The sequence below is a fragment of the Streptomyces sp. BK208 genome (assembly GCF_004364245.1).
Classification (GTDB): domain Bacteria; phylum Actinomycetota; class Actinomycetes; order Streptomycetales; family Streptomycetaceae; genus Streptomyces.
Window position 1 is genome coordinate 236,768 of the sequence record NZ_SOAV01000005.1, and the last position, 14,112, is coordinate 250,879.

Genomic DNA, 14,112 nt, shown 5'->3' on the forward strand with positions numbered 1-14,112 from the left:
GCGTCGGCCGGACGCGTCCCTCTCATCCCGTGGCCACCGCCCCGCCCGCGGCGCGGACGGCCCACCAGCACACCCACCAGGACCGGCGAACCACGTGAGCTCCTCTTCCTCCGACGGACACCCGTCGCACCCCCAGGTGCGACGGGGGAGCCGTGGCGCTTACCGACTGGTGCGTACCCCGCCAGCACGCATGGACCCCCCTCGTCTGGACGCCGCACAGCGCGCCGTGGTTGACCACCGGGCCGGGCCGCTGCTCGTCCTGGCGGGCCCGGGCACCGGCAAGACCACCACCCTGGTCGAGTCGGTGGCGGAGCGGATCGCCGAGGGCGGCGACCCCGAGCGCATCCTGGTGCTCACCTTCAGCCGCAAGGCGGCCGTCGAGCTGCGCGACCGGATGGCCCTGCGCATCGGAGCCGCGCGTGCTCCCCGGGCGACGACATTTCACTCCTTCGGTTACGCCCTGGTCCGCGCCCACCAGGACAGTGACCTCTTCGCGGAGCCCCTGCGGCTGCTGTCCGGACCGGAACAGGACGTGGCGGTGCGGGAGCTGCTCGCCGGGCAGGTGGACCTGGAGCGGCTCGGGCTCGCCCACGTGCGCTGGCCCGACGAGCTGCGTGCCTGCCTGACCACCCGCGGCTTCGCCGACGAGGTCCGCGCGGTACTGGCCCGCAGCCGGGAACTGGGGCTCGGCCCCGAAGCCCTGGGGGCCTTCGCCCGGCGCATCGGCCGCCCCGACTGGCGCGCCGCCGCCGTCTTCCTCGCCGAGTACCTCGACGTGCTCGACCTCCAGGGCGTGCTCGACTACGCGGAACTGGTCCATCGCGCGGTGCTCCTCGCCCGCCGCCCCGAGGTCGCCGCGCAGCTGAGCGCCCGGTACGACGCGGTGTACGTCGACGAGTACCAGGACACCGACCCGGCCCAGGTACGGCTGCTGCACGCCCTGGCCGACGGCGGGCGCACCCTCGTCGCCTTCGGCGACCCCGACCAGTCGATCTACGCCTTCCGGGGCGCGGACGTGAACGGCATCCTCGACTTCCCGGCCGCCTTCCCCCGCGACGACGGCCGACCGGCGCCGGTCGCGGTGCTGCGGACCTCGCGCCGGTCCGGAGCCGCCCTGCTGGGCGCCACCCGGCTGCTGACCCAGCGCATGCCGCTGACCCGCCTGCCCGCCGACAAGGTCCGCGCCCACCGCGAGCTGACCCCGGTACGGGACGGTGGACGCGTCGAGGCGTACACCTACCCGACCTCCGGCACCGAACTGGACAACATCGCCGACATCCTGCGCCGGGCGCACCTGGAGGACGGCGTCCCGTGGGGCGAGATGGCCGTCCTGGTACGCGCCGGCTCGCGCACCATCCCCACGCTCCGCCGCGCCCTCATCTCGGCCGGCGTCCCTCTGGACATCGACGGCGACGACCTCCCGCTGCGTCACGAGCCGGCGGTGGCGCCCCTGCTGACGGCCCTGCGGGCGGTGGCGGAGGCCGAGGCGGGCACGGGAGCGGCGGGGGAGCGGCCCGGGACGGGCACGGCCGGGACCCCGGCAGCCGACGGCCGGACCCGCGAAGCCGACGCCGGTGCCCCCAAAGTCGACGCCGGGGCCCGTGAAGCCGCCGCCAGGACCCTCGAAGCCGGCGCCGACACCCCCGCAGCCGGCGCCGGGACCACCGACGCCGACACCAAGACCCGCGAACCCGGCACCAGGCCCACCGAACCCGGCACCAGGCCCACCGAACCCGACGCCAGGCCCGCCGAACCCGACGCCGGGACCGACGTGGACGTACGGGCCCGGGACGAGGCGCCGACGAGCGACCCGCACGGACCGGCGGCCGAGCCCGTACCCGACGCCGACCGGACCGGGAAGCCCCAGCCCGGTGAGCGCGTGCACCGCGCGGAGGAACCGTGCTGGCTGCCGACCGAGACCGCCGTCACCCTCCTCGCCTCGCCCCTTGCCGGGACGGACGCCGCGGACCTGCGCCGCCTCGGCCGGGCCCTGCGCGACGAGCAGCGTGCCGCGGGCAACCCGCTGCCCCCGCCCTCGGACGAACTGCTCGCGCGGGCGCTGGCCGAGCCGGAGCGGCTCGCCGTGCACGACCCCGCGTACGCGCGCGGTGCCCAGCGACTCGGCGCGCTGCTCCGCAAGGCACGGGAACGCCTGGCCGGAGGCGGCAGCGCCGAGGAGGCGCTGTGGGACCTGTGGAACGGCACCCCGTGGCCCAGCCGCCTGGAACGCTCCGCCCGGCGCGGCGGTGCGGCCGGCCGCAACGCCGACCGCGACCTGGACGCCGTGTGCGCGCTGTTCGCGACGGCCGCCCGCGCGGAGGAGCGCACCGGCGGCCGCGGCGCCCTGAACTTCCTGGAGGAGATCGACGCCGAGGACATCGCGGCCGACACCCTCGCGCGGCGTGCCGTGCGCCCCGACGCCGTTCGCCTGATGACCGCGCACCGCTCCAAGGGACTGGAGTGGCGGCTGGTCGTCGTCGCGGGCGTCCAGGAGGGGCTGTGGCCCGACCTGCGCCGCCGCGGTTCCCTGCTGGAGGCCGACCGGATCGGCCGCGACGGACTCGCCGAACCCCTCACCCCCGGGGCCCTGCTCACCGAGGAACGCCGCCTGTTCTACGTGGCCGCCACCCGCGCGCGTGAACGGCTGGTCGTCACCGCAGTGAAGGCACCGGCCGACGACGGGGACCAGCCCTCCCGTTTCCTGACCGAACTCGGCGTCGAACCCACCGACGTCACCGGCCGGCCGCGCCGCCCCCTCGCCGTCGCGCCACTCGTCGCCGAACTGCGCGCCACCACCGTCGACCCCCGCGTCTCCGCGCCCCTGAGGGAAGCCGCCGCACGACGCCTGGCGCGACTCGCCGCCCTGGCCGACGACGACGGCCGCCCATTGGTGCCCTCCGCCCACCCCTACCGCTGGTGGGGCATGTGGGACCCGACCGAGAGCAAGGTGCCGCTGCGCGACCGCGACGAGCCCGTCACGCTCTCCGGCAGCGCCCTGGACCAGCTCGCCAACACCTGCGCCCTGCAGTGGTTCCTGGGCCGCGAGGTGAAGGCCGACGCGCCCGCGACCACCGCCCAGGGCTTCGGCAACGTGGTGCACGTGCTCGCCGACGAGGTGGCCTCCGGACACACCCCGGCCGACCTCGCCGTCCTGATGGAGCGCCTGGACTCCGTGTGGAACGCGCTCGCCTTCGACGCGCCGTGGAAGTCGGCACAGGAGATGGCCCACGCGCGCGTGGCGCTCGAACGCTTCCTGAAGTGGCACGTCATGGACCGTGCCGGGCGCACCCCGGTGGCCAGCGAGCACGACTTCGAGGTGACCCTGGAGGCCGGCGAATACGAGGTCCGCATCCGCGGGCAGATGGACCGCGTGGAGGCCGACGGCGACGGACGCGCGTACGTCGTCGACTTCAAGACCGGCAAACAGGCACCCACGTCCGCGGAAGTGGCCCGCCACCCGCAGCTCGCCGTGTACCAGCTCGCCGTCCGCGAGGGCGCCGTCGACGAGGTCTTCGACGGGGTACGCCCCGAATCCGGCGGCGCCGAACTCGTCCACCTGCGCCAGGGCGCGCCCAAGCGCGACGGCGGCGAGACCCTGCCCAAGGTGCAGACGCAGGAAGCGCAGCGGGGGCCGGAGGGCGAGTGGGTCGGCGACCTGCTGGCCACGGCGGCCGGCAAGGTCCTCGACGAACGGTTCACCCCGACCACGGGTCAGCACTGCACCCACTGCGCCTTCCGCGCGTCGTGCAGCGCCAGGCCCGAGGGGCGGCACGTCGTGGAGTGAGCGACGGGTCCGGCGGCCCGGGCGACCGGTGTGACACGTCGCACCACAGGGGCTGACCTGCGTTTCCCCCGCCCCGTGGCGGACATCCGGCATCCGCTGTCAGTGGCCGCCGCTAGCCTCTCTGACGTGCCCGCCCATCTCACCGATCCCGAGCAGCTCAAAGAGCTCCTCGGCATCCCCTTCACCCCGGAGCAGACGGCCTGCATCGTCGCGCCGCCCGCCCCGCAGGTGATCGTGGCCGGAGCCGGGTCGGGCAAGACGACGGTGATGGCGGCACGCGTGGTCTGGCTGGTCGGCACCGGCCAGGTGGCTCCGGAACAGGTCCTCGGACTCACCTTCACCAACAAGGCCGCCGGTGAACTCGCCGAGCGCGTCCGCAAGGCCCTGGTCGCAGCGGGCGTGACCGACCCGGACGTGATCGACCCGGACCACCCGCCGGGCGAGCCGGCGATCTCGACGTACCACGCCTTCGCGGGCCGTCTCCTGACCGACCACGGCCTGCGCCTCGGCCTGGAGCCGACCTCGCGTCTGCTCGCCGACGCCACCCGCTACCAGCTCGCCGCACGCGTCCTGCGCGAGTCCCCCGGCCCCTACCCGGCGCTCACCCGGTCCTTCGCCGACCTGGTCAGCGACCTCCTCGCCCTCGACGCCGAACTCGCCGAGCACCTCGTACGCCCCGAGGACCTGCGCGACTGGGACGCCGGCCTCCTGGACACCCTGGAGAGCGTCCGGCTCAGCAACGCCGACCTGCGCAAGGTCCCCGAGGCCGCCGCCGCCCGCCGCGAACTGGCCGACCTGGTGATCCGCTACCGGACCGCCAAACGCCGGCAGGACCTGCTCGACTTCGGCGACCAGATCGCCCTGTCCGCGCGGCTCGCCGGCCTCCCCGAGGTGGGACGCGTGCTGCGCGACGAGTACCGGGTCGTCCTGCTCGACGAGTACCAGGACACGTCGGTGGCCCAGCGCGTCCTCCTGGCGGGCCTCTTCGGCGGCGGCACCGGCCACCCCGTGACCGCGGTGGGCGACCCCTGCCAGGCGATCTACGGCTGGCGCGGCGCCTCCGTCGCCAACCTCGACGACTTTCCCGAACACTTCGCCCACGCGGACGGACGGCCCGCGACCCGGCAGGCGCTCAGCGAGAACCGCCGCAGCGGCGGCCGCCTCCTCGACCTCGCCAACGGCCTCGCCGAGCCCCTGCGCGCCATGCACGCGGGCGTGGAGGCCCTGCGCCCCGCCCCGGGCGCCGAACGCGACGGCACGGTCCGCTGCGCCCTGCTGCGCACCCATGCCGAGGAGATCGACTGGATCGCCGGCTCGATCGCCCACCTCGTGCGTACCGGAAAGGCACCCGGTGAGATCGCCGTCCTGTGCCGCACCGCGACCGACTTCGCCGAGATCCAGGGCGCGCTGGTGGCCCGCGACGTCCCCGTGGAGGTCGTCGGCCTCTCCGGACTGCTGCACCTCCCCGAGGTGGCCGACCTGGTCGCCGTCTGCGAAGTCCTCCAGGACCCCGGCGCCAACGCCTCCCTGGTCCGGCTGCTGACCGGGCCGCGCTGGCGCATCGGCGCGCGCGACCTCGCCCTCCTGGGCCGGCGCGCCCGGCTGCTGGTGAGCCACGCGCGCGTGGAGGGCGACGACGACCCCGACCGCAGGCTCGCCGAGGCCGTCGAAGGGGTCGACCCCTCCGAGGTGATATCGCTCGCCGACGCCCTCGACACCTTCCTGGAGACGCCGCTGGACGGCACCGGGGACGACGACGGGCTGCCCTTCTCACCGGACGCGCGCGTACGGTTCGCGCGGCTGGCCACCGAACTGCGCGAGCTGCGCCGGGCCCTGTCCGACCCGCTCATGGACGTCCTGCACCGCGTGCTCGCCGTCACCGGGCTGGAGGTCGAGCTGTCGGCGTCCCCGCACGCCCTCGCCGCCCGCCGCCGCGAGACCCTGTCGAACTTCCTCGACGTCGCCGCGTCCTTCGCCGCGGGCGACGGCGAGGCCACCCTGCTGGCCTTCCTGGGTTTCCTGCGCACCGCCGCCCAGTACGAGAAGGGCCTGGACAACGCGCTGCCCGGCGGCGAGAACACCGTCAAGGTGCTCACCGCGCACAAGTCCAAGGGCCTGGAGTGGGACGTCGTCGCCGTACCCGGCCTCGTCACCGGCACCTTCCCCAGCGGGCAGGGCCGCGAGAAGTGGACCTCCCAGGGCAAGGTGCTGCCGCACGGCCTGCGCGGCGACGCCGACACCCTGCCCGACGTCGAGTCCTGGGACTCGCGGGGCCTGAAGGCCTTCCACGAGGCCATGAAGGACCACCAGCACACCGAGGAGCTCCGCCTCGGCTACGTCACCTTCACCCGCCCCCGCTCCCTGCTCCTCGGCTCCGGCCACTGGTGGGGCCCCAGCCAGAAGAAGCCCCGCGGACCGTCCGACTTCCTCACGGCCCTGTACGAGCACTGCGCGGCCGGACACGGCGAGATCGAGGCCTGGGCGGACGAACCGGCCGAGGACGAGGAGAACCCGGCCCTGCACCGAGCGGCCGCCGACGAGGTCTGGCCCCTGCCCCTGGACGACGAGGCACTCGCCCGGCGCCGCGCCGCCGCCGAGACGGTCCTCGCCCACCTCGACGCCCTCGCCGGCCGGACGGAAGGCGCCCCGGCCCCGCCCGAGTCCCACGACGACCCGGACTGGCCACCGCCCCCCGAGGACGACGAGGCACCACTCCCCGAGGAAGCGGATCCGGACGACTGGACCGTGGACCCCGACGACTGGGACACCTGGACCACCGACCGCCCCACCGCGCACACGAGCCCCACCGACCCGCAGGCCGGCCCCACCGTCCCCCACCAGGCGGCGCCCCCCGCACAGCCCCCGGCAGCGGCACCGAGCCCGGCACCGGTCCCCGCCCCCGCACGCCTCGCCCCGGAGGAAGCCCGCACGGTCGCCTCCTGGGACCGCGACCTCGACGCACTCACCGGCGAGCTCCTGCGCGCCCGCGAGAGTGTCACCGAAGTGCCCCTGCCGGCGTCGCTGACCGCCTCCCAGCTGCTGAGCCTGGCCGCCGACCCGGACGGCTTCGCCCAGGAACTGGCCCGGCCCATGCCCCGCCCGCCCCAGCCCGCCGCCCGCCGCGGCACCCGCTTCCACGCCTGGGTCGAGACCCGCTTCGAACCGCTGACGCTCCCCCTGCTGGAACCGGAGGAGCTGCCCGGCCGGGACGCGGAGATCGCCGACGAGCAGGACCTGGAGTTCCTCAAGGACGCCTTCGAGCGCACCGAGTACGCCCGCCGCACACCGTTCCGCGTCGAGGCGCCCTTCCAGCTCACGCTGGCCGGCCGGGTCGTACGCGGCCGCATCGACGCCGTCTACAAGGAGGGGGACGGCCCGACGGCGACGTACGAGATCGTCGACTGGAAGACGAACCGCGTCACCACCGCGGACCCGCTCCAGCTCGCGCTCTACCGGATCGCCTGGGCCGAGCAGCAGCACGTACCGCCCGAGTCGGTGACGGCGTCCTTCCTCTACGTACGCACCGGCGAGGTCGTACGGCCCGAAGGGCTGCCGGACCGCGCCGCACTCGAGAGACTGCTGCTCGCCGAGCAGGCCGGTGACGAACCGCACGATCGGGGTGTCCGCGCGGGCCGATAGGCTCGTGAGCATGAGCCACCCCGTTGACAATGCCGTCAATGCTGTCAGCGCTGTCCGCACGTACATCGAACAGCACCGCACCGCCTTCCTCGACGACCTCGTCGAGTGGCTGCGCATCCCGTCCGTGTCGGCTCAGACCGACCACGCGACCGACGTGCGCCGCAGCGCCGACTGGCTCGCCGCCAAGCTGAAGGAGACCGGCTTCCCGAACGCGGAGGTCTGGCCGACCCCCGGCGCCCCCGCGGTCTTCGCCGAGTGGCCCTCCGGTGACCCCCAGGCCCCGACGGTCCTCGTCTACGGCCACCACGACGTACAGCCCGCCGCCCGCGAGGACGGCTGGAGCAGCGACCCCTTCGAGCCCGTCGTCCGCCGCAACCGCCTCTACGCGCGCGGGGCCGCCGACGACAAGGGGCAGGTGTTCTTCCACACACTCGGCGTCCGCGCTCATCTCGCCGCCACCGGCCGCACCGCCCCCGCGGTGAACCTCAAACTGCTGATCGAGGGCGAGGAGGAATCCGGCTCCCCGCACTTCCGTGCCCTCGTCGAGGAGCGCGCCGGGCGGCTCACCGCCGACGCCGTGATCGTCTCCGACACCGGTATGTGGTCCGAGGACACCCCCACGGTCTGCACCGGCATGCGCGGGCTCGCCGAGTGCGAGATCCGGCTGCACGGACCCGACCAGGACATCCACTCGGGATCCTTCGGCGGCGCGGTCCCCAACCCGGCCACCGCCGTCGCCCGCCTCGTCGCGGCCCTGCACGACGAGCACGCGCGCGTGACGATCCCCGGTTTCTACGACGGCGTGATCGAACTCACCGACCGGGAACGCGAGCTGCTCGCCGAGCTGCCCTTCGACGAGCGGCAGTGGCTGCGCACGGCCAAGTCGCACGCCACCCACGGCGAAGCCGGCCACACCACCCTGGAGCGCATCTGGGCCCGCCCCACCGCCGAGGTCAACGGCATCGGCGGCGGATACCAGGGCCCGGGCAGCAAGACGATCATCCCGTCGTCCGCCGTGGTGAAGCTCTCCTTCCGCCTGGTCGCGGGCCAGGACCCGGACCACGTCGAGAAGGCCGTCCGCGCCTGGACCGCCGAGCAGGTGCCCCCGGGTGTCCGCTGCGAGATCGTCTTCCGTCCGGCCACCCGCCCCTGCCTGACGCCGCTGGACCACCCGGCGCTGCAGTCCGTGGTCCGCGCCATGGGCCGCGCCTTCGGGAAACAGATCCGCTTCACCCGCGAGGGCGGCTCCGGACCGGCGGCCGACCTCCAGGAGGTCCTGGACGCCCCGGTGCTGTTCCTCGGCATCTCCGTCCCGTCCGACGGCTGGCACGCCCCGGACGAGAAGGTGGAGCTCGACCTGCTCCTCAAAGGGGCCGAAACCTCCGCCCACCTGTGGGGCGACCTGGCGGAGCACTGGCGCCACGCCCCCTGAGCGCCCCGCACCGTCCGGGACCCGACCGGCATCGCGCGCGGCACACTGGAAAGGCCGCCCGCACCGCCGAGCCCTCCCGGACCCGGTCGCCGCCCGCCGTACGAACCGCTGAACCCGTCTGCCGAACCGAACCGCTCACCGGGGGAGTTGGAAGCACCCGTGACCACCTGGACCGACCACACCGCCGACCGTCCCATCTCGCTCGCCGCCCCCAGCGGCATCGACCGCGCCGCCCACCACCGTCTCGACGAGGCCTGGCTCGCGGCGGCATGGAGCCACCCCTCGACGCGCTGCTTCGTCGTCTCCGGCGGTCAGGTCCTCATCGACGAGACCCCCGACGGGGCCACCGAACTCGTCATGACCCCCTCCTTCGAGGCCCCGCTCACCGAGGCCCACCGCTACTTCCTGGGCACCGACGACGACGGCACCAGCTACTTCGCCCTCCAGAAGGACTCCCTGCCCGGCCGCATGGACCAGTCCGCGCGCCCCGCGGGCCTGCGGGAGGCCGGCCTGCTGCTGTCGGACCGCGACGCCGGACTGATGGCCCACGCGGTCGCCCTGGAGAACTGGCAGCGCCTGCACCGGTTCTGCTCCCGCTGCGGCGAACGCACCGTCATCGCCGCGGCCGGGCACATCCGCCGCTGCCCCGCCTGCGGCGCGGAGCACTACCCGCGCACCGACCCCGCCGTGATCATGGCGGTCACGGACGATGCGGACCGGCTGCTGCTCGGCCGCCAGATGCACTGGCCCGAGGGCCGTTTCTCGACTCTCGCCGGCTTCGTGGAGCCCGGCGAGTCCATCGAGCAGTCGGTGCGCCGCGAGGTCCAGGAAGAGGTCGGCGTCACCGTCGGCCCGGTCGAGTACGTCGCGAGCCAGCCGTGGCCCTTCCCGTCCAGCCTGATGCTGGGCTTCATGGCCCACGCCACCTCGACCGAGATCAACGTGGACGGCGACGAGATCCACGAGGCCCGCTGGTTCTCCCGTGAGGAGCTGGGCGCCGCCTTCGAGTCGGGCGAGGTGCTCCCGCCCTACGGGATCTCGATCGCGGCCCGCCTCATCGAGCTCTGGTACGGCAAGCCCCTGCCGACCCGCAGCGCCTTCTGACCCCCGTCGTCACAAAAGGGGCGGCCCTCCCGCTGCGGGGAGGACCGCCCCTCTCACGCCTGCTACGACGGCCGGGTCCCGGCCGCCCGCTACGCGCCGATTTTCTGCTTCACCTGCGCGAGCGACGGGTTCGTGAGCGTCGAACCGTCGGGGAACAGCACGGTCGGGACCGTCTGGTTTCCGCCGTTCGCCTTCTCCACGAAAGCGGCGGACTCCGGGTCCTGCTCGATGTTGACCTCGGTGTACGCGATGCCCTCGCGGTCCATCTGGCTCTTCAGCCGACGGCAGTAGCCGCACCACGTGGTGCTGTACATCGTCACAGTGCCCGGCATGTCTCTCGTGCTCCTTCGGCGACTCGGGGAAAGCGGCGGCCCGGGGATGAGGTCGCAGGAGGGGAACGTCCGGGACGGCGCCGCCATTCCCGGTGCGTGACGCCCGTCGCATCAGTACGACTGTCGGACCCTGCCTGTGGACAACCGGCTCACCCGTCTCGCGAGACCTGGCAGCATTGCGGTGTGACAGCAGCAACGCACTCCACCCTCTTCCCGCAGGTACCGGACTCGGCCGACGCGGTGCTCGAAGGGCTCGACCCCGAGCAGCGCGAGGTGGCGACCGCCCTGCGCGGTCCGGTGTGCGTGCTGGCGGGAGCCGGTACGGGCAAGACCAGGGCGATCACTCACCGCATCGCCTACGGGGTGCGCGCCGGCATCCTCCAGCCCTCCAGCGTGCTCGCCGTCACCTTCACCAACCGCGCGGCCGGGGAGATGCGCGGCCGTCTGCGCCAGCTCGGCGCCGCCGGTGTCCAGGCCCGCACCTTCCACTCGGCGGCGCTGCGGCAGCTCCAGTACTTCTGGCCGAAAGCGATCGGTGGCTCCCTGCCGAGGCTCGTGGACCGCAAGATCCAGCTCGTCGCCGACGCGGCCGCCGCCTGCCGCGTCCGCCTCGACCGGGGCGAGCTGCGTGACGTCACCGCGGAGATCGAGTGGTCCAAGGTGACCCAGACCGTCCCCGCCGACTACGCCCCGGCGGCGGCCAAGGCCGGCCGTGCGGCTCCCCGGGACCCGGCGGAGATCGCGCAGCTGTACGCGGCCTACGAGGACCTCAAGCGCGCACGCTCCGTCATCGACTTCGAGGACGTGCTGCTGCTGACGGTGGCCGTCCTCCAGGACCGGCACGATGTCGCCGAGCAGGTCCGCGCCCAGTACCAGCACTTCGTGGTCGACGAGTACCAGGACGTCAGCCCCCTGCAGCAGCGGCTGCTCGAGCTGTGGCTCGGCGACCGCGACGACCTGTGCGTGGTCGGCGACGCCAGCCAGACCATCTATTCGTTCACGGGAGCAACCCCCGACCACCTGCTCGACTTCCGCAGCCGCCACCCCGGAGCCACCGTCGTCAAGCTGGTCCGCGACTACCGGTCGACCCCCCAGGTCGTCCACCTGGCCAACGGGCTGCTCGCCCAGGCCCGGGGCCGGGCCGCCGATCACCGCCTGGAGCTGGTCTCCCAGCGTCCCGCGGGCACCGAGCCCGTCTACACCGAGTACACCGACGAACCGGCCGAGGCCGAGGGTGCGGCACGCCGTATCCGCGAGCTCATCGACTCGGGTGTCCCGGCCGCCGAGATCGCGGTCCTGTTCCGTACCAATTCCCAGTCGGAGACCTACGAGCAGGCGCTCGCCGACGCCGGGGTCCCGTACCAGCTGCGGGGCGCGGAGCGCTTCTTCGACCGGCCCGAGGTGCGCAAGGCCGGCAGTGCCCTGCGGGCCGCGGCCCGCTTCGGTGGCAACGACTCGCTCCTCGACGACGTCGTCGACCTGCCCTCGCAGGTGCGCGCGGTGCTGTCCGGGGAGGGCTGGACGACCGAGCCGCCGGCCGGGTCGGGCGCCGTCCGCGAGCGCTGGGAGTCGCTGGCCGCCCTGGTCAGCCTGGCCCAGGACTTCGCCGCCGCCAGAGCCGGAGCCACGCTGGGCGATCTCGTCGTGGAGCTCGACGAGCGGGCGGGTGCCCAGCACGCCCCGACGGTGCAGGGCGTCACCCTCGCCTCCCTGCACTCGGCCAAGGGACTGGAGTGGGACGTCGTGTTCCTGGTCGGTGTCGCCGAGGGCATGATGCCGATCACCTACGCAAAGACCGACGAGCAGATCGAGGAGGAGCGTCGCCTCCTCTACGTCGGTGTCACCCGCGCGCGTGAACGCCTGCACCTGTCCTGGGCGCTGGCCCGGTCGCCCGGTGGCAGGCCGAGCCGCAGGCCCAGCCGCTTCCTGAAGGGGCTGCGGCCCGGTTCGGGCACGGTCGGCGGGCGAGTGGCCGCCGGGGGAGCCGGCGGGGTGGAGCGCGGCTTCCCCAGCGGTGGTGCTGCCGCGGTCGCCGCGCCGAGACGGACCGGTCGGACGCCGGCCCGCTGCCGGGTCTGCGGGCGCACGCTCACCGACGCGGGCGAGATGAAACTGATGCGCTGCGAGGGCTGCCCGTCCGACATGGACGAAGGCGTCTACGAGCGGCTGCGCGAGTGGCGGGCGGTGCAGGCGGAACGCAGTGGGCAGCCCGCGTTCTGCGTCTTCACCGACAAGACTCTGATGGCGATCGCCGAGTCCGTCCCGGACGACGAGCGGGAGCTGGCCCGGATCCCGGGAGTCGGGGCGCGCAAGCTGAACCGCTACGGAGCCGACGTGCTGGCCATCTGTGCAGGCCAGGAGGGAGTGGGGCTTGACGAGGACGACTGATGCGAACTCGTCGAAAAAATAGTTTGCGCATGCCCCGGGAATCCCCATAGGTTCTTGGTCACGGGAACAGCGGCCTTCCCGGAGGCCCTGAATCCGTGCTGTACTTGCATATCCGCGGACTGGTTCGTCCCAGTCCCCCGAGACGCCGAGAGGAGGCGAGCCCAGTGATCAGCATCGAGACCAGCTTCGTTGTCAGCTCCACCGCCAAAATGACCGATTGCTCGGCCGTCTCCCTGTGCATGCTCGGCGCTTCTCTCCCCGGCACCGGTCTGTCCGGCATTCGTGCCGTGCGTCCGGCTGCCGCCGCCGCTGCTCCTGCGGGCCTTCCCGTCCGCGAGCGCAATGAGCGACCGACCAAGGCACTGGAAGCAGCAGTAGCGGCGCAGGCTCAGGCCTATGCCTTTACCGCGACCGGTGCCGGATTCCGGAAGCAGACGACGCAGCACCACCTGATGTGGGCCTTCCGTGGGCCAGAACCCTGGAGTGATCCAGCCTGATCGTCGATCAGGCCGGCGCCTTCAGGGCCGCGGAACCCCACCCGGGATCCGCGGCCCTTCTGTTTGCCCCTGAACGGGGGCGACAGCACGAAGGAGCCTCGGGACAAGAAAAGAACCCGGTACCAAGCCGCCCCCCGGCCAACCGGCCGGAACGACCAGACGAGGAAGACCACTCGTGCAACTCGAAGCGCACGCCCCGTCCGTACCGCCTTCCGACTCGATCCCCAAGCCCTGTTCCACGGAGGACTCCACCTTGACCCCGCTCACCGCGCTCACCGCGCTCGACGACGCCATCGAGAACCTGGGCGTGCCCGTTCCCTGCCGGTCCTACGACCCGGAGGTCTTCTTCGCCGAGTCGCCGGCGGACGTCGAGTACGCCAAGTCCCTCTGCCGCACCTGCCCGCTGGTCGAGGCATGCCTCGCCGGTGCCAAGGAGCGGCGTGAGCCCTGGGGTGTCTGGGGTGGGGAGCTGTTCGTCCAGGGTGTCGTCGTAGCCCGCAAGCGGCCTCGTGGCCGCCCGCGCAAGAACCCGGTTTCCGCATGAACACCGCAGGCACGATCGACCGTCCCCTCACGTACGACCCCCAGAAGCAGGCCCCGATGAAGCCGTCCACCCACGACATCGCAGGCTCCGCGCCTGAAGACTTCACCACCACCGGCGCGAAGGACTCGCGCCAGAACAGGACCCGTGAAATGCAACTCATCCCAGAAGCCCTGGCACGTGCGCATATGCACGACCGCCTGCACGAGGCAGAGCAGGAACGCCGGGCGCTGCGCCTGGTGGCGGCTCGCCGGATGCAGCGACGGGCGGAGCGCGCCTCGAAGCGTGCTCGGCGTGCGCTGGCCATGGCGGTCATGCAGTAAGGCGGTCATGCAGTGATCGCCACACCGGAAGCGGTGGTCTCCCGACGGGGGACGAAACTCGGCACCCGGGGG

General features: G+C 73.4%; 9 protein-coding genes. 8 read left to right on the forward strand and 1 reads right to left on the reverse strand.

What is annotated here, in order from left to right:
• The first annotated feature begins 190 nt into the window (after positions 1-190).
• The 4 genes from EV562_RS14700 (at position 191) to nudC (ending at position 9,959) form a co-directional block, all read left to right on the forward strand.
• The gene (locus EV562_RS14700; protein WP_166661786.1) at positions 191-3,784 is read left to right on the forward strand and encodes an ATP-dependent DNA helicase; all 3,594 of its coding nucleotides are present in this window, start codon (positions 191-193) and stop codon (positions 3,782-3,784) included.
• Positions 3,785-3,910: 126 nt separating this feature from the next.
• The gene (locus EV562_RS14705) at positions 3,911-7,423 is read left to right on the forward strand and encodes an ATP-dependent DNA helicase (RefSeq protein WP_166661787.1); all 3,513 of its coding nucleotides are present in this window, start codon (positions 3,911-3,913) and stop codon (positions 7,421-7,423) included.
• A 10-nt stretch (positions 7,424-7,433) separates the two neighbouring features.
• Positions 7,434-8,855 carry a dipeptidase gene (locus EV562_RS14710; protein ID WP_133887247.1) on the forward strand — a complete coding sequence of 474 codons (1,422 nt, stop codon included), beginning with the start codon at positions 7,434-7,436 and terminating at the stop codon, positions 8,853-8,855.
• Between the two features lie 159 nt (positions 8,856-9,014).
• Positions 9,015-9,959, forward strand: coding sequence for an NAD(+) diphosphatase (gene nudC / locus EV562_RS14715; protein WP_166661788.1), 945 nt, complete (start codon positions 9,015-9,017; stop codon positions 9,957-9,959).
• An 89-nt stretch (positions 9,960-10,048) separates the two neighbouring features.
• Here nudC and EV562_RS14720 read toward each other — a convergent pair whose 3' ends face one another.
• On the reverse strand, positions 10,049-10,291 hold the full coding sequence (locus EV562_RS14720; RefSeq protein WP_030400692.1) for a mycoredoxin: 243 nt from the start codon (positions 10,289-10,291) through the stop codon (positions 10,049-10,051).
• Positions 10,292-10,474: 183 nt separating this feature from the next.
• Between EV562_RS14720 and EV562_RS14725 the strand changes: the two genes are divergently transcribed.
• The 4 genes from EV562_RS14725 to EV562_RS14740 all read left to right on the forward strand — a co-directional run bounded on the left by EV562_RS14725 (position 10,475) and on the right by EV562_RS14740 (position 14,040).
• A complete protein-coding gene (locus EV562_RS14725; RefSeq protein WP_208298352.1) occupies positions 10,475-12,679 on the forward strand; it encodes an ATP-dependent DNA helicase UvrD2 in 2,205 nt (734 codons plus the stop codon).
• A 164-nt stretch (positions 12,680-12,843) separates the two neighbouring features.
• The gene (locus EV562_RS14730) at positions 12,844-13,176 is read left to right on the forward strand and encodes a hypothetical protein (RefSeq protein ID WP_166661789.1); all 333 of its coding nucleotides are present in this window, start codon (positions 12,844-12,846) and stop codon (positions 13,174-13,176) included.
• 175 nt (positions 13,177-13,351) lie between these two features.
• On the forward strand, positions 13,352-13,720 hold the full coding sequence (locus tag EV562_RS14735; RefSeq protein ID WP_133887250.1) for a WhiB family transcriptional regulator: 369 nt from the start codon (positions 13,352-13,354) through the stop codon (positions 13,718-13,720).
• Complete coding sequence (locus EV562_RS14740; protein ID WP_133887251.1) at positions 13,717-14,040, forward strand: hypothetical protein; 324 nt, start codon at positions 13,717-13,719, stop codon at positions 14,038-14,040. Before EV562_RS14735 ends, EV562_RS14740 begins: the two co-directional genes overlap by 4 nt.
• Positions 14,041-14,112: the final 72 nt, after the last annotated feature.

Excerpts from the sequence above, each read along its gene's own strand:
- EV562_RS14720 (WP_030400692.1), bottom strand. The coding sequence starts at position 10,291 with ATGCCGGGCACTGTGACGATGTACAGCACCACGTGGTGCGGCTACTGC.
- EV562_RS14710 (WP_133887247.1), top strand. The coding sequence starts at position 7,434 with ATGAGCCACCCCGTTGACAATGCCGTCAATGCTGTCAGCGCTGTCCGC.
- EV562_RS14740 (WP_133887251.1), top strand. The coding sequence starts at position 13,717 with ATGAACACCGCAGGCACGATCGACCGTCCCCTCACGTACGACCCCCAG.
- EV562_RS14700 (WP_166661786.1), top strand. The coding sequence starts at position 191 with ATGGACCCCCCTCGTCTGGACGCCGCACAGCGCGCCGTGGTTGACCAC.